This window comes from Rathayibacter sp. Leaf296 (genome assembly GCF_001423045.1).
In the GTDB taxonomy this organism is placed as follows: domain Bacteria; phylum Actinomycetota; class Actinomycetes; order Actinomycetales; family Microbacteriaceae; genus Rathayibacter; species Rathayibacter caricis.
Genome location: NZ_LMNR01000001.1, coordinates 1,983,424 through 2,002,664, shown reverse-complemented (window position 1 = coordinate 2,002,664; position 19,241 = coordinate 1,983,424). Strand labels below are relative to the sequence as shown.

Here is a 19,241-nt window from a genome sequence, read left to right as displayed (position 1 = left end):
GCATGGACCGGTTCGGCGTCCGGCTCGGCATCGACGTGGGCCGCGCCCGCATCGGTGTCGCCCGCTGCGACGCCGACGGTCTGCTCGCGGTGCCGGTCGAGACCGTCGCCCGCGAGAAGGACGCCGAGGGGGACGCGGACATCTCGCGCCTCGCGGCGATCGCCGAGGAGCACGGAGCGGTCGGCATCACCGTCGGACTGCCCCTGTCGCTCTCGGGGGCCGAGACGGCCTCCACCGACGACGCGCGCGCGTTCGCAGCGCGTCTGGCCGCGGCGGTGCCGAGCGCACCCGTCCGGCTCGTCGACGAGCGTCTGTCGACGGTGACGGCGCAGAGCGCCCTCCACCGCTCCGGACGCGACACCCGCGGCTCCCGCGCCGTGATCGACCAGGTCGCCGCCGTGGTGATCCTGCAGCACGCCATCGATTCCGAGCGCTCCAGCGGTCTCCCCGCCGGCTCCCCGCTCGAACCGAACGAAGGACGACCCACCCGTGACCGACGTCCCCCCGAGCCGCCGCGACGCCCGCGGCGCCGATCAGCCGAGTCAGCTCCCTCCGAACCGCGGACCGCTCCCCGATTCGAGTGAGGCCGCGACGACGTCGTCCGGTGCGGATCAGCTCGACCGGCTCTTCTCCGGCCCCGACGTGCCCGTCGCCCGCGACCGCGGAGACGCGGTGGAGCCCGCCCACCCCGATGCGCGTGCGTCGACCCGAGGTCGCCGGGAGCGCTCCGGCGGAGCGACCCGCACGCGCCGCAGCCGTCGCGGGCTGATCGGCGGACTCCTCGCGTTCGGCGTCTTCGTGGCGCTCGTCGCCGTCGCGGTGACGATGTTCGTCGAGCCCGTCCGCGCGCTCTTCGCCGAGCCCGAGGCGGCCGACTACGCCGGCACCGGCACGAGCGAGGTCGTGTTCACGATCCACCAGGGCGACGGCGGCAGCGACATCGCGAGCAACCTCGTCGCGGACGGGGTCATCAAGTCGTACGCGCCCTTCTACGAGCTCCTGGTCTCCACGACCCCGGAGCCCGTGTTCCAGCCCGGCGCCTACTCGCTCAAGGCCGAGATGAGCGCGAAGTCGGCACTGGCCGCGCTGCTCGACTCCGAGTCGACGCGCCTGGCCAACACCTTCGTCATCCCGGAGGGGACGGCTCTCGCGGGCGCCCTCCCGCTGATCGCGGACGGCACGGGGGTCCCTCTGGAGGAGCTCCAGGCGGCGGCTGCGGACTTCGGCTCCTACGGGCTGCCCGCCGAGGCGACCAGCCTCGAGGGCTTCCTCTTCCCGGCGACGTACGACATCGATCCGAGCACCCCCGCCCACGACATCCTGCAGACGCTCGTGACGCGGATGTTCCAGGCGCTGGACGAGGCGCAGGTCGCGCCGGAGGACCGCTACCGGGTCGTCGTGTTCGCGTCGCTCGTGCAGCGCGAGGCGCGGATAGCCGACGACTTCCCGAAGGTCGCCCGCGTGTTCCAGAACCGTCTCGACCAGGGCTGGCGGCTGCAGTCCGACGCGACCGTGGCCTACGGCACCGGGGCGACGGACCGCGTGTCGACGACCGACGCCGAGCGCGCCGACGTGAACAACGTCTACAACACCTACCAGCGCGACGGCCTGCCGCCCGCTCCGATCTCGAACCCCGGCGACGTCGCGATCGAGGCCGTCCTGCGCCCCGCCGAGGGCACCTGGATGTACTTCGTCACGGTGAACCTCGAGACGGGTGAGACGGTCTACTCGACCACTGACGCCGAGCACAACGCCGCGGTCGACCAGTGGCAGGCGTGGATGCGGGCGAACCCGGAGTACCAGTGACGGCGGGTGCGCGCCTGGCGGTCCTCGGATCGCCGATCGCGCACTCGAAGTCGCCGGCCCTGCACGCGGCCGCGTACCGCGTGCTGGGGCTCGACTGGACCTACACGGCCCTCGAGACGACGGAGGCGACGCTCGCCGCCGTGCTCGCCGATCCGGTCGCCCGGTGGCACGGGCTCTCGCTGACGATGCCGCTGAAGCACGCGGTTCGGCCGCTGCTGGACGAGGAGGACCGGGTCGCCCGCGCGACCGGTGCGGTGAACACCGTGCTGCTCGAGCGCGAGGCCTGCGTCGTCCGGCGGAGGGGCTTCAACACCGACGTCGCCGGGATCGTCCGCGCGCTGAGCGAGGCGGGGGTCCCCGCCGCTGATCGGGTCGAGATCCTCGGCGCGGGAGCGACGGCCGCCTCGGCGATCGCCGCCGCGGCCGAGCGGGGAGCGACCCGCATCACCGTCACCGCCCGGTCGCCGCAGCGCGCCGAGCCCCTGCGACCGGTCGCGGCCGCCCTCGGCGCGGTGCTGGAGATCCGCTCGTTCGAGGACTGGGAGTCGGGGGAGCCGCATCCGCTCGTCGTCTCGACGCTCCCCGGTGGCGCGTCCGGTGCGCTCGCGGTGCCCGACGCCGTCGTCGCCGCCTCGACGCTCTTCGACGTCGCCTACTCGCCGTGGCCGAGCCCGCTCGCCGTCCGCTGGCGGGCCGGAGGCTCTCCCGTCGTCTCCGGGCTCGGGATGCTGCTGCACCAGGCTCTGGTGCAGGTCCGGATCTTCACGGCCGGGGATCCGGCCGCGCCGCTGCTCCGCGAGGACGAGGTCCTCGCCGCCATGCGGGCCGCTGCGGCCGACGGGGACTGACCGGCCGAGGAGCGAGCGCGGGCCCGCGGCCCGGCGGTGCGCTCCGGCCCCGTGTGCGAGAATCGGAGGATGCTCCGTTGGCTCACGGCCGGGGAATCCCACGGTCCCGAACTCATCGCCGTCCTCGAAGGACTCCCCGCGGGGGTCCCCGTCTCACTCGAGGACATCCGCAGCGATCTCGCTCGGCGAAAGCTCGGCTACGGCCGCGGCGCACGCATGAACTTCGAGCAGGACGAGCTCACCGTCTCCTCCGGCATCCGCCACGGCGCCACCGTGGGCAGTCCGATCGCCCTGCGCATCGGCAACACCGAGTGGCCGCGCTGGGTCGACGTGATGTCGGCCGAGCCGCGCGACCCCGAGACCCTTCCCAAGGGGCGCGGAGCCGCACTGACGCGTCCCCGGCCCGGCCACGCCGACCTCGTCGGCATGCAGAAGTACGGCTTCGCCGAGTCGCGCAACGTCCTCGAGCGCGCGTCCGCCCGTGAGACCGCGGCGCGAGTGAGCCTGGGCGCGATCGCCCGCCGCTTCCTCGGCGAGCTCGGCATCGAGCTCGTCAGCCACACCCTCGCGATCGGCCCCGTGCGCGTCCCCGAGGGCTCGCCGCTGCCGTCCGCTGCCGACGTCGACGCGCTGGACGCGGACCCGCTGCGCTGCCACGACGCCGCGACCAGCGCGCTGATGGTGGCCGAGGTCGACCGGGCGCACGACGACGGCGACACGCTCGGCGGCGTCGTCGAGGTCCTCGCCTACGGCCTCCCGCCGGGTCTGGGCTCCTACGTCCACTGGGACCGCCGCCTCGACTCGCAGCTCGCCGCCGCGCTCATGGGCATCCAGGCCATCAAGGGCGTCGAGGTCGGCGACGGCTTCCTCACGACGACCCGCCGCGGCTCCGAGGCGCACGACGAGCTGTTCCAGGACGCCGCCGGCATCTCGCGTTCCAGCGACCGCGCGGGCGGCACCGAGGGCGGGATGAGCACCGGAACGGTCCTCCGCGTCCGCGCCGGCATGAAGCCGATCGCCACCGTCCCGCACGCCCTGCGCACGGTCGACGTGGCCACCGGCGAGGCCGCCGGCGCGCACCACCAGCGCTCCGACGTCTGCGCGGTGCCCGCCTCGGGCGTGGTCGCCGAGGCGATGGTCGCTCTGGTGCTGGCGAACGCCGTGCTCGAGAAGTTCGGCGGCGACAGCATCGGCGAGACGCGCCGCAACCTGCGCGGCTACCTCGACGCGATCCCGGAGGAGCTGCGCACCGCCACGGCGAGCAACCCGGCCCTCGGAGCCTCCTGATGCCCGCCCCCGCCGCCCGGCGAGAGCGCTGATGGCCGGACACGATACCGGCGCGGCCCGCGCCCGAGTGGTGTTCATCGGTCCCATGGGGGCCGGGAAGACGACCATCGGGAAGCGGGTCGCGAAGTCCCTGGCCGCGCCTTTCGTCGACTCCGACGCCGACTTCGTCGCCGCCCACGGCCCGATCGCCGCCTACTTCGACGCCCACGGCGAAGCGGCCTTCCGCCGGGAGGAGCGGCTGGTCGTCGCGCGCGCGGTGCGCCGCGACGTCGTGCTGAGCCTCGGCGGGGGAGCGGTGCTCGATCCGCTCACGCGCGCCGACCTGGCCGACGTGCCCGTGGTCCTGCTGACCACGACGGCCGAGGCCGTCCGCGACCGCCTCGGCTCGGGCAGCAGACCGCTCGTGCGCGGCGGGGTCGCGGACTGGACGCGTCTGCACGAGCAGCGCCGTCCGATCTACGATGCGCTGGCGGACCTCACGGTCGACACCTCCCGCCGGCCGATCACCGCGATCGCCGCGGAGATCGCCGAGTGGGTGCGCACGAGCGCGACCGATCCCCGACACGACGCGACCGCCGCCGGCGGCCGTGCAGACGACCCGGCGGCCGCCTCCGGCCGCCCGAGCGGAAGACTCCCATGAACGACGGCTCCACCGCCATCACCGTGACAGGCGCCACCGGCTACGACATCACCGTCGGCCGGGGGCTCCTCGACGGCCTCGCCGACGCCATCGGCCCGCGCGCGGCCAAGGTGCTCATCGTGCACCCGCCGACCCTCGCCGTCCTGGCCGCCGAGATCCGCGAGAGCCTTCTCGAGCGCTACGAGGTGCTCCTGGCCGAGGTGCCGGACGCGGAGGCGGCCAAGCGCGTCGAGGTCGCAGCCTTCTGCTGGCAGGTCATGGGCCAGTCCGACTTCACCCGCACCGATGTCGTCGTCGGCTTCGGCGGGGGATCGATCACCGACCTCGCCGGCTTCGTCGCGGCGACCTGGCTCCGCGGTGTCGGCGTCGTGCAGGTGCCCACCACGGTGCTGGGGATGGTCGACGCCGCCGTCGGCGGCAAGACCGGGATCAACACGGCGGAGGGCAAGAACCTGGTGGGCGCCTTCCACGCGCCGCGCGCCGTGGTCGCCGATCTGGACGTGCTCTCGAGCCTCCCGCGGAACGAGATCCTCGCGGGCTTCGGCGAGATCGTGAAGTACGGCCTCATCGCCGAGCCGCAGATCCTCGACATCATCGAGTCCGACGTCGACCTGGCGACGGACCCGACGTCCGAGGAGTTCCGACGCCTCGTCGAGCTCTCGATCGGCATCAAGGCGCGGGTCGTCGGCGAGGACTTCACCGAGCAGGGGCTGCGCGAGATCCTGAACTACGGCCACACCCTCGGCCACGCGATCGAGCACGCCGAGCGCTACCAGTGGCGGCACGGCGCGGCGGTCTCGGTCGGGATGGTCTTCGCCGCTGAGCTCTCGCGGCTCACGGGATCGCTGAGCGATGCGGCGGTCGACCGCCACCGCAGCGTCCTCGAGTCGCTCACGCTGCCGACCAGCTACCCGCTGGGCCGCTGGGAGACGCTCCTCGCGGCGATGCAGCGCGACAAGAAGTCCCGCGCGGGCATCCTGCGCTTCGTGGTGCTCGACGACATCGCGCGCCCGAGCATCCTGCAGGGGCCCGAGACGTCCCTGCTGTTCGCCGCCTACCAGGAGATCGGCTCCTAGGGCCGCTCGGCCGCTCCGATCAGGTGCGGCCCTCGAGCGCCGCACGCCTCGCCGCGGTGTGCTCCTCGTCGCTGAGAGTGCCGTCGGCGTGCAGCCGGTCGATCTCGGCGAGTCGCTCGCTCAGCGGTCGACCGCCGCCGAAGCCGTCCTTCGCGAGCTTCGCCGCGAGATCGGTCTGGAGAGTGAGCGGATTCACTCCGAGCTTCTTCGCACGTCGCAGGTTCACGACGATCAGCACGACCATGAGGACGACGATCGCGGCGATGACGATCGGGACCGCGGTGAAGGCGGCGTCGACCGTTCCGGAGTCGAAGGGTGTCGTGGCATCCGCCATGGCGGGTCTCCTCTCGTGACGTCCTCCCACCCTCCTCCCTCCGCGAGGGCCGGGTGCGGATTCGCACCGGCCGTCCAGGCTCCCTCGGCCCCGCCGCGCCCATCGACTACACTCGACGGGTCAGCCGTACCGGCCGATATCGCCGCGCCCGGAGTCGGGCCCACCGGCAGCAGACTTCCACCGAAACGGATCCCCCTTCGCATGGCCTCTACCACCGACATCAAGAACGGCACCGTCCTCAACATCGACGGTCAGCTCTGGAACGTCATCGACTTCCAGCACGTCAAGCCGGGCAAGGGCGGCGCGTTCGTCCGCACCAAGATGAAGAACGTCCTCACCGGCAAGGTCGTCGACAAGACGTTCAACGCGGGCGCGAAGATCGACACGGCGAACGTCGACCGCCGCGACTTCCAGTACCTCTACCGCGACGGCCAGGACTTCGTCTTCATGGACACCTCGGACTACGACCAGATCACCGTCCCCGAGGCGGTCGTCGGCGACGCGGCCAACTTCATGCTCGAGAACCAGAACGTCACCCTGGCGCTGCACGACGGCGACCCGCTCTACATCGACCTGCCCGCCTCCGTGGTGCTCGAGATCACGTACACCGAGCCGGGCCTGCAGGGCGACCGCTCGACCGGCGGCACCAAGCCCGCCACGGTCGAGACCGGCTACCAGATCCAGGTCCCGCTGTTCCTCGAGCAGGGCACGAAGGTCAAGGTCGACACCCGCACGGGCGACTACCTCGGCCGCGTCAGCTGAGCCGGGCCGTCCGTGAGCGCACGCACGAAGGCGCGCAAGCGCGCCCTCGACATCATCTACAACGCCGACGTCCGGCAGATCTCCCTCGCCGACTCCCTGCGCGCCGAGGCGGAGCGGGCGGTCCACGAGCCCGCCCGTGAAGCCTCGTGGCTCTACGCGCGGGAGATCGTCGACGGCGTCATCGACCACGCCGCCGAGATCGACGCGCTGATCGAGCGGCTCTCGAAGGGCTGGACGCTCGCGCGGATGCCCCTCGTCGACCGCGCGATCCTCCGGATCGGCGTGTGGGAGATCCTGCACAACGACCAGGTGCCCGACGGCGTCGCGATCTCGGAGGCCGTCGAGGCCGCCACAGTGCTCTCGACCGACGACTCCGCGGGCTTCATCAACGGCCTGCTCGCGTCGGTGGCGGAGTCGCGCACCCCCGCCTGACCATCGAGTCCGAGCACTGCACCGCCGACCGGGCGGTCCGTCCCCGCAGGGGAACGGACCGCCCGGTCGCGTCTCAGGAGACGACGATCGCGTCGAGGATCAGGTTCGAGCCGCTCGAGGCCGCGTTCCTGGTGCTGCCGCGCTTGATCGTGATCGTGTGCGTGCCGGCGGGGAGCGCGTCGCTCGTCCACACGGTCTGGTTGTACTTCGTCGACGCGCTGTAGCGGTCGACGGTCGTGACGAGCACGCCGTCGAGGTACACCTCGTTGGTGCCGGAGGAGGACGTGCGCCGGCTCACCCAGCTGACCTTCGTCCCGGAGAACGTCAGCGCCGCCGAGGCTCCGACGCTGGTCGAGTACGAGATGCTGCCGCCGTTGTCCGCGGAGGACGACAGCGACGACCAGATCCCCTCGGTGACGATGAGGGCGTCCCCGTTCTGGTACGTGCCGGGCCCGGCCGCCGTCGGCGTGGGCGGGGTCGTGACGGGGGTGTTCTCGACGACGAAGGCGTCGAGGATGATGTTGGATCCGCTCGAGGACGGGTTCCTCGTGCTGCCGCGCTTGATCGTGATCGTGTGCGTTCCGGCGGCGAGGGGGCCGCTGGTCCACACCGTCCGGGCGTACGCGGTCGACGAGCTGTAGCGGTCGACCGAGGCGACCAGCGCTCCGTCGATGTACACCTCGTTGATCCCGGAGGAGCTCGTGCGACGGCTGACCCAGCTCACGGCGGTGCCGGTGAAGGTGAGCGAGGCCGAGGCTCCCGTGCTCGTGGAGTAGGAGATGCTGCCGCCGTTGTCCGCCGAGGCGGAGAGCGTCGACCAGGTGCCCTCGGTGACGATGGACTCCGACCCGTTCTGATAGGTGCCCGCTCCGGGTGCCGTCGGCTGCGGCGGGTTCGGCGTCTCGTCCACGGGCCCCTCGGCCAGCCAGCGGTCGAAGATGTCGAGCATGTCCTTGTTGGTCGCGCTCGGCACCACGTGACCGTACGGCGCGCCCTCGCCGGAGTGGCGGAGGATGCTCGTCTCCTTCGCGACCGGCAGCGCCTTCTCGTGCAGCGCGAGGCCGTGCTTCGCGAACGGGACGATGATGTCGTCGTCCGAGCCGCTGATCCGCAGACGCGTGCCTGCCCAGACGGACTGGGGCAGCAGTGCCGGGTTCGTGGCCGGGACGGTGGAGAGGTCGTTGCCGTAAGCGGGCAGGACGCGCAGCGGGTCGCGCTCGGCGATGTCGGCCATGTCGAAGGTGCCGCTGGCGATGTAGGCACCGCGGATGCTCGGCACGAGCCGGTTGCCGTACGCCCAGCTCAGCAGGGTGCCGCCACCGGAGTTGGAGCGGAGGAAGCTGGCTCCGACCTTCCACTGAGCGGTGACCCACTTCACGGCGTTGCCGTGAGCGGCGATCGCCTTGGGCCCGGTCCACTCGCTGCCGCCGTAGTTCGGGCAGATGCAGACGAAGCCGCGGTCGACGGCCTGGTCGGCCGCGTACTGGAAGGCGCCGGACAGAGCCGCGTAGCTGCTCCCGTTGGCGTGGTAGTACCAGAGGAAGGTCTTCGCGGAGGTAAGGCTCGGCGCGGCGGTGTGCGGCACGAAGAGCCGGGTCCGGTCACCGCCGATCGAGACGTCGATGACCTCGTAGGGGGTGCGGCCCACGCGCGACAGGACCGTGTCCGTGCGCGAGATCTCGCCGAGGAGCCTGGGGATCACCGAGTAGTTCGGCGCCGCGGCGGCGGGGGAGGCCAGCACGATCGTCGCGCCGATCCCCGCGATCGATCCGGCGAGGACGGTGCGTCGCGAGAGCGGGGATCCGCCGAAGGAGGACGTGGTCATGGAGGGGATCCTTACTTCCGGCGGGCACAGCGGCCGGGACAGGAGCAGTTCGCTCGGGAGAGTGCGCCGGGGGGCGTTCCGCGGGAGGGGGGCGTGCGGAACCAGCGACGGGAGGAGGGGCGGCGCGCCGTCGTCACCGGTCACAGGCTACCGGGGACCGAGCGGGAACGGGCGTTCTCTTCTCCCTGATCCGCCTCCCGAAAGGGGGTCCGTCGCGGTCCGGTCGATGATCCACGGCCGACTCGGGTCGTCGGCGGGACGAGGCCGTGCTCGGTCGAGCGCCCCCTATACTCGGGGGGACATTTCCTTTAAGGCCGTCCGGAGAGACGGGGAAGGAGGTCGGTGTGACGGCACGCATCGTGCTGAACGGCGCTGACATCTCGCGCGCTCTGACGCGCATCGCCCACGAGATCCTCGAGTCGAACCGGGGAGCGCAGTCGCTGGTGATCCTCGGGATCCCGACTCGCGGCGTGGTCCTCGCCCGGCGGATCGCCGACGCCATCGCCCGCATCGAGCCCGATGCCGCCCCCGTCTTCGCCGGTGCCCTCGACGTGACGATGTACCGCGACGACCTCTCCCGCCACCCGGTTCGCACCCCCGCGAGGACGACCGTCCCCGCGAGCATCGACGGCCGCACCGTCGTGCTCGTCGACGACGTGCTCTTCTCGGGGCGGACCATCCGCGCCGCGCTGGACGCCCTGAGCGACATCGGCCGCCCGCGCGCCGTCCGCCTCGCCGCCCTGGTCGACCGCGGCCACCGCGAGCTCCCCATCCGGGCCGACTTCGTGGGCAAGAACCTTCCGAGCAGTCTGAGCGAGAGGATCAACGTGCGCCTGGTCGAGACCGACGGCGAGGACCTCGTCGCCATCGAGTCCGCCCGCGACGGCGGGTCCGACGGACGGGGCGACGCGTGAAGCACCTCCTCTCGACCCGCGACCTCGACCGCTCCTCCGCGATCGGCCTCCTCGACATCGCCGAGGACATGGCGGACGTGCAGAACCGGGAGGTCAAGAAGCTGCCGACGCTGCGCGGGAAGACGGTCGTCAACCTCTTCTTCGAGGACTCCACCCGCACCCGGATCTCGTTCGAGGCGGCCGCCAAGCGGCTCTCGGCCGACGTGATCAACTTCAGTGCCAAGGGCTCGAGCGTCTCGAAGGGCGAGAGCCTCAAGGACACCGCGCAGACCCTCGCCGCGATGGGGGCCGACGGAGTCGTCGTCCGGCACAGCGCCTCGGGCGCCCCGGCCGTGCTCGCGGCGAGCGGATGGATCGACGCGTCGATCCTGAACGCCGGCGACGGAACGCACGAGCACCCCACGCAGGCGCTGCTCGACGCCTTCACCATCCGCCGGCGCCTGCACGGCCCGTCGGCCTCCCGCGGCAAGGGCCTGGACGGAGTCGCGGTGACGATCGTCGGCGACATCCTGCACTCGCGGGTGGCGCGCTCGAACGTCTGGCTGCTGACGGCGCTCGGCGCCGAGGTGACCCTCGTCGCTCCGCCCACCCTGGTGCCGGTCGACACCGTCGGCTGGCCGGCGACCATCCGATTCGACCTCGACGACGCGCTCGACTCGGGACTGCCCGACGTCGTGATGCTGCTGCGCATCCAGCTCGAGCGGATGTCGAGCGGCTTCTTCCCCAACGGCCGCGAGTACGCGCGCATCTGGGGGCTCGACGACGAGCGACTCGCCCGGTTGGGCCCCGATACCATCGTCATGCACCCCGGACCCATGAACAGGGGCGTCGAGATCTCCTCGGCCGCCGCCGATTCGAGCCGCTCCACGGTGCTCGAACAGGTCACCAACGGGGTCTCGGTCCGGATGGCCGCGCTCTACCTGCTGCTGTCCGGCGAACGGGAGATCCACTGATGAGCACGCCACTGACCAGCACCCGCGGACACGGTCGGATCCTGATCTCGGGGGCGACCCTCGCCGACGAGAGCACCGCCGACGTCCTGATCGACGGCGGAGTCGTCGTCGACATCGGAGCCGACCTCGACTCGAGCGGGGCCCGTGTCGTCGACGCCGACGGCCTGATGGCGCTGCCCGGCCTGGTCGACCTGCACACCCACCTCCGCGAGCCCGGCTTCGAGCAGAGCGAGACCGTGCTCACCGGATCGCGCGCCGCTGCCGCGGGCGGCTTCACCGCCGTCTTCGCCATGGCCAACACCTCCCCGGTGCAGGACACGGCCGGGGTGGTCGAGCAGGTGCAGAGCCTGGGCGAGGACGCCGGCTACGCGACGGTGCGGCCCATCGGAGCCGTCACCGTGGGCCTCGCGGGGGAGTCCCTCGCCGAGCTCGGCGCGATGGCCCGCAGCCGTGCGGCGGTCCGGGTCTTCTCGGACGACGGGAAGTGCGTCTCGGACGCGCTGCTGATGCGCCGCGCGCTCGAGTACGTGAAGGCCTTCGACGGAGTCGTCGCGCAGCACGCGCAGGAGCCGCGGCTCACCATCGGCGCGCAGATGAACGAGGGAGCCGTCTCGAGCGCCCTCGGACTCACCGGGTGGCCCGCGGTGGCGGAGGAGGCGATCATCGCCCGCGACGTTCTGCTGGCCGAGCACGTCGGCTCCCGCCTGCACGTCTGCCACGTCTCGACCGCCGGCTCGGTCGACGTGATCCGCTGGGCGAAGGCGCGCGGGATCGACGTGACCGCCGAGGTCACTCCGCACCACCTGCTCCTGACCGAGCAGCTGATCGCGGGGCACGACGGGGGCGGCGGCTACGATGCGCGCTTCAAGGTGAACCCGCCGCTGCGCCGCGACGAGGACGTCCTGGCGCTGCGCGAGGCCCTCGCCGACGGCACGATCGACATCGTCGCGACCGACCACGCCCCGCACCCCGTGGAGGCGAAGGACTGCGAGTGGGACGCCGCCGCGTTCGGCATGGTCGGCCTCGAGAGCGCGCTCCCGGTCGTCCACGCCGCCGTCGTCGATGACGGCCGGATGACCTGGTCGGACATCGCGCGCGTCCTCTCCGCCGCCCCGGCGCGCATCGGCAGGCTCGACGGCTACGACCGCGGTCTCGCGGTGGGCGCCCCGGCGAACGTCGTGCTCTACGATCCGGAGGCGCGCCGCCGCTTCTCCACGGCCGACCTGCGCGGTCGCAGCGCGAACTCGCCCTACCTCGGACGCGAGCTGCCCGGTCGCGTCGTCGCCACGTTCCACGACGGCTACCCCACCGTGCTCGACGGCCAGCTCGTCGACGCCGCCGAGGTCGCCGCCGCCGCGAGGTCCGCCCGTGGATAGGACCGTCATCACGATCGTCATCGCCGCGGTCGTCGTCCTGGTCTTCGCCGGGATGGCGCTGTCGTGGCGCGCGCGCCGCCGCCGCTCCGCCGACCTCGCACCCGAGGCCGTGCCGGCCGAGTCGCTGGGCGCCGAGCTCGAGTCGGTCGAGCTGCCCTACGTCGCCACGACCCGCTTCGAGCAGCCGCTCGAACGCGTGGTGCTGCCGGGCCTCGGCTTCCGCGGGAGGGCGACGCTGCGACTCCACGAGCGCGGCGTGGTCCTCGCGCCGGTCGGCGAGCGCGAGACCGTGATCCCGGCGGCCCTGCTGCGCGGGGCGGGCGAGGGCAGCTACGCCATCGACCGCGCCGTCGAGGAGGGCGGCCTGCTCGTCCTCTCGTGGTCGCCGCGCGGTGCCGAGACGGTCGACTCCTACCTCCGCGTCGCCGAACCGCCCCTGCGCCGGCACCTCGTCGCCGAGATCCGCCGGCTCGCCGGCCCCTCTTCCTCCCCCTCCACCCCGGGAGCCGCCGACGGCGACTCCTCCCCGACCCAGAAGGGCTCCTAGTCCGTGCCAACGTCACGCCTCAGCACCGAACCCACCGCCGTCCTCGTCCTCGAGGACGGGCGACGATTCTCGGGTCAGGCCTACGGCGCGCGCGGGCGCACCCTCGGCGAGATCGTCTTCGCGACCGGCATGACCGGCTACCAGGAGACCCTGACCGACCCGTCGTACGCCGGGCAGATCGTGGTGCAGACCGCACCGCACATCGGCAACACCGGGACCAACGACGAGGACAAGGAGTCGCGGCGCATCTGGGTCGCCGGCTACGTCGTCCGCGATCCCTCCCGTGTCGTCTCGAACTTCCGCGCCCAGCGGTCGCTCGACGACGACCTCGAGTCCGACGGCATCGTCGGCATCTCGGGTGTCGACACCCGCGCGATCACGCGCCACATCCGCTCGGCCGGCTCGATGCGCGCCGGCGTCTTCTCGGGCGACGACCTCGCCCTGGGGGAGGAGGAGCAGCTCGCGCTGGTCCTCGGCGGCGCGCAGATGGAGGGGATGAACCTCTCCTCCGCCGTCTCGACGACCGAGCAGTACACGGTGCCCGCCCAGGGCGAGCGCGTGGGCTCCGTCGCGGTCATCGACCTCGGAGTGAAGACCTCGACCGTGCACTACCTGTCGGAGCGCGGCTTCGACGTCCACGTGCTGCCGGAGTCGGTCACCGCCGAGGAGGTGCTCGCGCTCGACCCGTCCGCCCTGTTCTTCTCGAACGGACCGGGCGACCCGGAGGCCTCCGACCGCCACGTCGACCTCCTGCGCACGACGCTGCGCGCCGACCTGCCCTTCTTCGGCATCTGCTTCGGCAACCAGCTCCTGGGCCGCGCGCTCGGCTTCGGCACGTACAAGCTGCCCTTCGGCCACCGCGGCATCAACCAGCCGGTGCTCGACAAGCTGACCGGCCGTGTCGAGATCACCGCGCAGAACCACGGCTTCGCGGTGGACGCGCCCATCGAGGGCGAGCTCGACTCGCCCGAGGGCTTCGGCCGCGTCGAGGTCAGCCACTACAGCCTGAACGACTCCGTCGTGGAGGGCCTGCGCTGCCTCGACATCCCCGCCTTCTCGGTGCAGTACCACCCGGAGGCGGCCGCCGGTCCGCACGACTCGAACTACCTCTTCGACCGATTCCGCGCCATGGTCGTGCAGCGCACGGCCGAGCAGGGCGGCGCCGAGCCCGCGAACGACATCCTTTCGACCAGCACCACCGGAGAGCAGAAGTAATGCCGCGCAGGGAAGACATCAACAGCGTCCTCGTCATCGGCTCCGGCCCGATCGTCATCGGGCAGGCGGTCGAGTTCGACTACTCGGGCACCCAGGCGTGCCGCGTCCTGCGCGCCGAGGGGGTGCGCGTGATCCTCGTCAACTCCAACCCGGCGACGATCATGACCGACCCCGACTTCGCCGACGCCACCTACGTCGAGCCGATCACCCCGCAGGCGATCGAGGCGATCATCGCCAAGGAGAAGCCGGACGCGATCCTGCCGACCCTGGGCGGCCAGACCGCGCTCAACGCGGCGATCCAGCTGCACGACCTCGGGATCCTCGAGAAGTACGACGTCGAGCTGATCGGCGCGAGCTTCGAGGCGATCAACCGCGGCGAGGACCGCCAGATCTTCAAACAGCTCGTGCTGGACGCGGGCGCCGACGTGGCGAAGTCCTACATCGCGCACACCGTCGAGGAGGCGATCGAGTTCGCCGAGGACCTCGGCTACCCGCTCGTGATCCGTCCCTCCTTCACCATGGGCGGTCTCGGCTCCGGCTTCGCGTACACCCGCGAGGAGCTCGTGCGCATGGTCGGCGACGGACTGCACCAGAGCCCCACCACCGAGGTGCTCCTCGAGGAGTCGATCCTCGGCTGGAAGGAGTACGAGCTCGAGCTCATGCGCGACACCGCCGACAACACGGTCGTCGTCTGCTCGATCGAGAACGTCGACCCGGTCGGCGTCCACACCGGCGACTCGATCACCGTCGCCCCCGCGCTCACGCTGACCGACCGCGAGTACCAGAAGCTGCGCGACATCGGCATCCGGATCATCCGTGACGTCGGAGTCGACACAGGCGGCTGCAACATCCAGTTCGCGGTCGACCCCGCCGACGGCCGGATCATCGTCATCGAGATGAACCCGCGCGTCTCGCGCTCGTCGGCCCTCGCCTCCAAGGCGACCGGATTCCCGATCGCCAAGATCGCGGCGAAGCTCGCCATCGGCTACCGCCTCGACGAGATCCCCAACGACATCACGAAGGTCACCCCGGCGAGCTTCGAGCCCACCCTCGACTACGTCGTGGTCAAGGTCCCGCGCTTCGCGTTCGAGAAGTTCCCGGCGGCCGACAAGACGCTGACGACCACCATGAAGTCGGTCGGCGAGGCCATGGCGATCGGCCGCAACTACGCCCAGGCCCTGCAGAAGGCGCTCCGCTCGCTCGAGAAGCGCGGCTCCTCCTTCCACTGGGGCGAGCAGCAGCACTCGGTCGAGGAGCTCCTCGAGATCGCGAAGACCCCGACCGACGGCCGGATCGTCACGGTGCAGCAGGCGCTGCGGCTGGGAGCGAGCGTCGAGCAGGCCTTCGAGTCCACCAAGATCGACCCCTGGTTCCTCGACCAGATCGTGCTGATCAACGAGATCGCCGACCTGGTGCGCGAGCACCCGTCGCTGGACGCGGGGCTGCTGCGCCTCGCGAAGGACCACGGATTCTCGGACCTGCAGATCGCGGAGCTGCGCGGCCTCGAGGAGGCCGAGGTGCGCGCGACCCGCTACGAGCTGGCCGTCCGCCCCGTCTACAAGACCGTCGACACCTGCGCGGGGGAGTTCCCCGCGCTCACGCCGTACCACTACTCCTCCTACGACGAGGAGACCGAGGTCGTCGCGGCCGACCGCCGCAAGGTGGTCATCCTCGGCTCCGGCCCGAACCGCATCGGCCAGGGCGTCGAGTTCGACTACTCGTGCGTGCACGCCTCCTTCGCGCTCTCGGAGGCCGGCTACGAGACGATCATGATCAACTGCAACCCCGAGACGGTCTCGACCGACTACGACACCTCCGACCGCCTGTACTTCGAGCCGCTGACCCTCGAGGACGTCCTCGAGGTGATCCACGCGGAGTCGCAGTCCGGCGAGCTCGTCGGCGTCGTGGTCCAGCTCGGCGGCCAGACCGCTCTGGGCCTCGCGAAGGGCCTCGAGGAGGCGGGGGTCCCGATCCTCGGCACGACCCCCGCGGCGATCGATCTCGCGGAGGAGCGCGGCGCGTTCTCGCGCATCCTCGACGAGGCGGGCCTGCTCGCTCCCCGGAACGGCACGGCGATCGACCTCGAGGGCGCCCTCGGCGTCGCGACCGGCATCGGCTTCCCCGTCCTCGTCCGCCCGTCGTTCGTCCTCGGCGGCCGCGGCATGGAGATCGTGTACGGCGCCGCGCAGCTCGAGGACTACTTCGAGCGGATGGCCGACCAGGGCATCATCGACGCGACGCACCCGCTGCTCGTCGACCGCTTCCTGGACGACGCGATCGAGATCGACGTCGACGCGCTCTACGACGGCGAGCAGCTCTACATCGGCGGCGTGATGGAGCACATCGAGGAGGCCGGGATCCACTCCGGCGACTCGGCCTGCACCCTGCCGCCCGTGACGCTCGGCCGCCGGCAGATCGACGAGGTCCGCGACGCGACGCTCGCCATCGCGCAGGGCGTCGGGGTCCGCGGACTCCTCAACGTGCAGTTCGCGATCGGCCAGGGCGTGCTGTACGTCCTCGAGGCGAACCCGCGCGCTTCGCGCACCGTGCCCTTCGTCTCGAAGGCGCTCGGCATCCCGCTCGCCAAGGCGGCGTCGCGCCTGATGGTCGGCGAGACGATCGCCGAGCTCAAGGCCGAGGGCCTGCTGCCCGAGCGCGACGGCTCCGATGTGCCGATGGACTCGCCGATCGCGGTCAAGGAGGCGGTTCTGCCCTTCAAGCGCTTCCGCACCAAGGAGGGCCAGATCGTCGACTCCCTCCTCGGCCCCGAGATGCGCTCGACCGGAGAGGTCATGGGCATCGACCGCGACTTCCCCCGGGCCTTCAAGAAGAGCCAGGACGCGGCCTACGGCGGCATGCCCTCCTCCGGCACCGTCTTCATCTCGGTCGCCGATCGCGACAAGCGCGCGATCGTGCTGCCGGCGCTGCGCCTGCGCCAGCTCGGCTTCGAGATCCTCGCGACCGAGGGCACCGCAGAGGTGCTCAACCGCAACGGGATCCCGACCCGCATCGTGCGCAAGTACAGCGAGGAGGCCGTCGGCGACTCGCCGTCGATCGTCGAGCTGGTCAGCCGCGACGAGGTCGACGTCGTGATCAACACGCCCAGCGGAGGCGCCTCCCGCGCCGACGGGTACGAGATCCGGGCCGCCGCGGTCGCCGCCGACAAGCCGCTCTTCACCACCATCGCCCAGCTGGCCGCCGCCGTCGCCTCGCTCGACGTGGCCGGCGAGCCCTTCGAGGTCACGAGCCTGCAGGACTACGCCCTGCGTCGGGCGGAGCGCCTGGCGTGAGCGAGTCGTTCGGGGCGCGCCTCGAGCGCGCCTTCGACGAGCACGGACAGCTCTGCGTCGGCATCGACCCCCACGCGTTCCTCCTGGACGCGTGGGGGCTCGGCGACGACGCGGCCGGCCTGGAGTCGTTCGGCCGCCGGGTCGTCGAGGCCGCGGCCGGACGCGTGGGCGTGGTCAAGCCGCAGGTCGCGTTCTTCGAGCGCCACGGCTCGGCCGGCTACCTCGCGCTCGAGCGCGTCCTCGCCGACGCGCGCGCGGCAGGGCTCCTCGTGATCGCCGACGTCAAGCGCGGCGACATCGGCACGAGCGTCACCGCCTACGCCGAGGCGTGGCTGCGCCCGGGCTCGCCCCTCGAAGCGGATGCGATGACCGCCTCCGCCTACCAGGGGCTCGGCTCCCTCGACGGCATGCTCGAGCTCGCCGAGGAGGCGGGGAAGGGCGTCTTCGTCCTCGCCGCCACCTCCAATCCGGAGGCCGGACCGGTGCAGCGCGCTCTCGTGCAGGACGGCGAGCACGCGGGATCCCCGCTCGCCAGCGCCGTGCTGGCGGACGTGGCATCCTGGAACGCGCACCACGCGCGCTCCCCGATCGGCTCGGTCGGCGTCGTCCTGGGGGCCACGGTCGCCCTGGGCGACTACGGCATCCGGACCGACACGGCGCTCACCCCGGGGCTCCCGGTGCTGGCACCCGGCTTCGGCCACCAGGGCGCCGGCGTCGCGGACGCGCCCCGGCTGTTCGGGGCCCTCGCGGCGACGACCCTCGTGAGCGAGTCGCGCAGCGTGCTCGGCGCCGGTCCCGACGGGATCGCCGCCGAGATCGACCGCCGCGCCCGAGACATCCAGGAGACCCTTGTCCGCTGAAGCCGCCCCCGCCGATCCCGGGACCGTCGCCGCCCCCCGCCGGCCGTCGCCTCCCGAGGTCGACCGCCGCGCCGCCTCCGCCGCGGCCATCGCCGCCCGGCGCGCCCGTGCCGGCGTGAAGAAGGACGTCGCCTCCGGTGAGCGTCCGGCGACGGCCGTGCTCGCGGCCGCGCAGAGCGACCCGACCGGCGTCGAGGGGCGGATGCGCGTGAGCGAGCTCCTGCGCTCGGTGCCCGCCCTCGGCGTGGTCAAGACCCCGCGCGTGATGGAGCAGCTGCAGATCGCTCCGTCCAAGCGTCTGGGCGGCCTCGGCCGCCGCCAGGTCGAGGGGCTGCACTCGTTCCTCGAGCAGCGCGAGGCGCGTCAGCGTCGCGGGGAGCGCACCCGCCTCGTCGTCCTCGCCGGACCGACGGCGGTCGGCAAGGGCACCGTGTCCACCTACATCCGCGAGAACTACCCCGAGGTGCTGCTGTCGGTCTCGGCGACGACCCGCGCGCCGCGCCCGGGCGAGATCGACGGCGTCAGCTACTACTTCGTCGACGACGCCGAGTTCGACCGCATGGTCGAGGCGGGGGAGTTCCTCGAGTACGCGACCGTCCACAACGCCTACCGCTACGGCACTCCGCGCGGGCCGATCGACGCCGCCCTCGCGCGGGGGCGCCAGGTCATGCTCGAGATCGACATCCAGGGCGCGCGGCAGGTCCGCGAGCGGATGCCGGACGCCAGACTCGTCTTCCTCCTCCCGCCGAGCTGGGACGAGCTCGTGCGCCGGCTGGTCGGCCGGGGCACCGAGAGCCCGGAGGAGCAGCAGCGCCGACTGGCGACCGCGCGCATCGAGCTGGCCGCGCAGGACGAGTTCGATTTCGCCGTTGTGAACAGCACCGTGCCCGAAGCGGCTCGCGAGGTCGTAGAATTGATGTCGCCTCGTTCCGACGGCGCGCCCGCCGACCCGGGCCGCTGACGTCCGGGCCACCGACCACCTCCGGGCCGACGCCCCGATCGCCGACGGGGCTCCGCCCTCCGGTGCCGCGGCGTCGAGCGCCTCCGGAGCCGCAGATCGGCGCTCACGCGCCCCG

The 19,241-nt window shown here is 72.1% G+C and carries 18 protein-coding genes; 16 read left to right on the top strand and 2 right to left on the bottom strand.

The window, feature by feature from the left end; translation table 11 throughout:
* The first annotated feature begins 2 nt into the window (after nucleotides 1-2).
* The 6 genes from ruvX (at nucleotide 3) to aroB (ending at nucleotide 5,657) form a co-directional block, all read left to right on the top strand.
* Nucleotides 3-584 (top strand): Holliday junction resolvase RuvX, encoded by a 582-nt coding sequence (ruvX, locus tag ASF46_RS09280; protein ID WP_416351484.1) that lies wholly within the window; start codon nucleotides 3-5, stop codon nucleotides 582-584.
* Entirely contained in the window at nucleotides 490-1,806 is a 1,317-nt protein-coding gene (mltG, locus tag ASF46_RS09275; protein ID WP_235576892.1) for an endolytic transglycosylase MltG, read from the top strand. The genes ruvX and mltG overlap by 95 nt, the downstream gene beginning before the upstream one ends.
* Nucleotides 1,803-2,654 (top strand): shikimate dehydrogenase, encoded by an 852-nt coding sequence (locus ASF46_RS09270; protein ID WP_082485332.1) that lies wholly within the window; start codon nucleotides 1,803-1,805, stop codon nucleotides 2,652-2,654. The genes mltG and ASF46_RS09270 overlap by 4 nt, the downstream gene beginning before the upstream one ends.
* 69 nt (nucleotides 2,655-2,723) lie before the next feature.
* On the top strand, nucleotides 2,724-3,941 hold the full coding sequence (aroC, locus tag ASF46_RS09265; protein ID WP_056867224.1) for a chorismate synthase: 1,218 nt from the start codon (nucleotides 2,724-2,726) through the stop codon (nucleotides 3,939-3,941).
* Between the two features lie 31 nt (nucleotides 3,942-3,972).
* Complete coding sequence (locus ASF46_RS09260) at nucleotides 3,973-4,581, top strand: shikimate kinase (RefSeq protein ID WP_082485331.1); 609 nt, start codon at nucleotides 3,973-3,975, stop codon at nucleotides 4,579-4,581.
* Nucleotides 4,578-5,657, top strand: a complete 1,080-nt coding sequence (aroB, locus tag ASF46_RS09255) for a 3-dehydroquinate synthase (protein WP_055791787.1) — start codon at nucleotides 4,578-4,580, stop codon at nucleotides 5,655-5,657. Before ASF46_RS09260 ends, aroB begins: the two co-directional genes overlap by 4 nt.
* A gap of 19 nt (nucleotides 5,658-5,676) precedes the next feature.
* Here the strand turns inward: aroB and ASF46_RS09250 are convergent, their stop codons facing one another.
* A complete protein-coding gene (locus tag ASF46_RS09250) occupies nucleotides 5,677-5,991 on the bottom strand; it encodes a hypothetical protein (RefSeq protein WP_056867223.1) in 315 nt (104 codons plus the stop codon).
* Nucleotides 5,992-6,192: 201 nt separating this feature from the next.
* On the opposite strand from ASF46_RS09250, the gene efp reads away from it, so the two are divergent.
* Together efp and nusB are read left to right on the top strand one after the other, a co-directional pair.
* Nucleotides 6,193-6,753, top strand: a complete 561-nt coding sequence (efp, locus tag ASF46_RS09245) for an elongation factor P (protein WP_055791792.1) — start codon at nucleotides 6,193-6,195, stop codon at nucleotides 6,751-6,753.
* Nucleotides 6,754-6,765: 12 nt separating this feature from the next.
* Nucleotides 6,766-7,185, top strand: a complete 420-nt coding sequence (gene nusB / locus ASF46_RS09240; RefSeq protein WP_055791796.1) for a transcription antitermination factor NusB — start codon at nucleotides 6,766-6,768, stop codon at nucleotides 7,183-7,185.
* A gap of 73 nt (nucleotides 7,186-7,258) precedes the next feature.
* On the opposite strand, the gene ASF46_RS09235 is transcribed toward nusB, so the two are convergent.
* Nucleotides 7,259-9,010: a hypothetical protein gene (locus ASF46_RS09235; protein ID WP_056867222.1), complete on the bottom strand. Its 1,752-nt coding sequence runs from the start codon at nucleotides 9,008-9,010 to the stop codon at nucleotides 7,259-7,261.
* 344 nt (nucleotides 9,011-9,354) lie between these two features.
* Here ASF46_RS09235 and pyrR point away from each other — a divergent pair, with 344 nt between their 5' ends.
* Genes pyrR through gmk form a run of 8 tightly spaced genes read left to right on the top strand, consistent with a single transcriptional unit; the run spans nucleotide 9,355 to nucleotide 19,126 of the window.
* Nucleotides 9,355-9,924, top strand: a complete 570-nt coding sequence (gene pyrR / locus ASF46_RS09230; protein ID WP_056867221.1) for a bifunctional pyr operon transcriptional regulator/uracil phosphoribosyltransferase PyrR — start codon at nucleotides 9,355-9,357, stop codon at nucleotides 9,922-9,924.
* Complete coding sequence (locus ASF46_RS09225; protein WP_056867220.1) at nucleotides 9,921-10,877, top strand: aspartate carbamoyltransferase catalytic subunit; 957 nt, start codon at nucleotides 9,921-9,923, stop codon at nucleotides 10,875-10,877. The genes pyrR and ASF46_RS09225 overlap by 4 nt, the downstream gene beginning before the upstream one ends.
* The gene (locus ASF46_RS09220) at nucleotides 10,877-12,253 is read left to right on the top strand and encodes a dihydroorotase (protein ID WP_056867219.1); all 1,377 of its coding nucleotides are present in this window, start codon (nucleotides 10,877-10,879) and stop codon (nucleotides 12,251-12,253) included. The genes ASF46_RS09225 and ASF46_RS09220 overlap by 1 nt, the downstream gene beginning before the upstream one ends.
* Nucleotides 12,246-12,800: a hypothetical protein gene (locus ASF46_RS09215; protein ID WP_056867218.1), complete on the top strand. Its 555-nt coding sequence runs from the start codon at nucleotides 12,246-12,248 to the stop codon at nucleotides 12,798-12,800. Before ASF46_RS09220 ends, ASF46_RS09215 begins: the two co-directional genes overlap by 8 nt.
* A gap of 3 nt (nucleotides 12,801-12,803) precedes the next feature.
* On the top strand, nucleotides 12,804-14,015 hold the full coding sequence (carA, locus tag ASF46_RS09210) for a glutamine-hydrolyzing carbamoyl-phosphate synthase small subunit (RefSeq protein WP_056867217.1): 1,212 nt from the start codon (nucleotides 12,804-12,806) through the stop codon (nucleotides 14,013-14,015).
* Nucleotides 14,015-17,305 (top strand): carbamoyl-phosphate synthase large subunit, encoded by a 3,291-nt coding sequence (gene carB, locus ASF46_RS09205; protein ID WP_056867216.1) that lies wholly within the window; start codon nucleotides 14,015-14,017, stop codon nucleotides 17,303-17,305. The genes carA and carB overlap by 1 nt, the downstream gene beginning before the upstream one ends.
* Complete coding sequence (gene pyrF, locus ASF46_RS09200) at nucleotides 17,302-18,165, top strand: orotidine-5'-phosphate decarboxylase (protein ID WP_056867215.1); 864 nt, start codon at nucleotides 17,302-17,304, stop codon at nucleotides 18,163-18,165. The genes carB and pyrF overlap by 4 nt, the downstream gene beginning before the upstream one ends.
* Nucleotides 18,155-19,126: a guanylate kinase gene (gmk, locus tag ASF46_RS09195; RefSeq protein WP_056867214.1), complete on the top strand. Its 972-nt coding sequence runs from the start codon at nucleotides 18,155-18,157 to the stop codon at nucleotides 19,124-19,126. Before pyrF ends, gmk begins: the two co-directional genes overlap by 11 nt.
* Nucleotides 19,127-19,241: the final 115 nt, after the last annotated feature.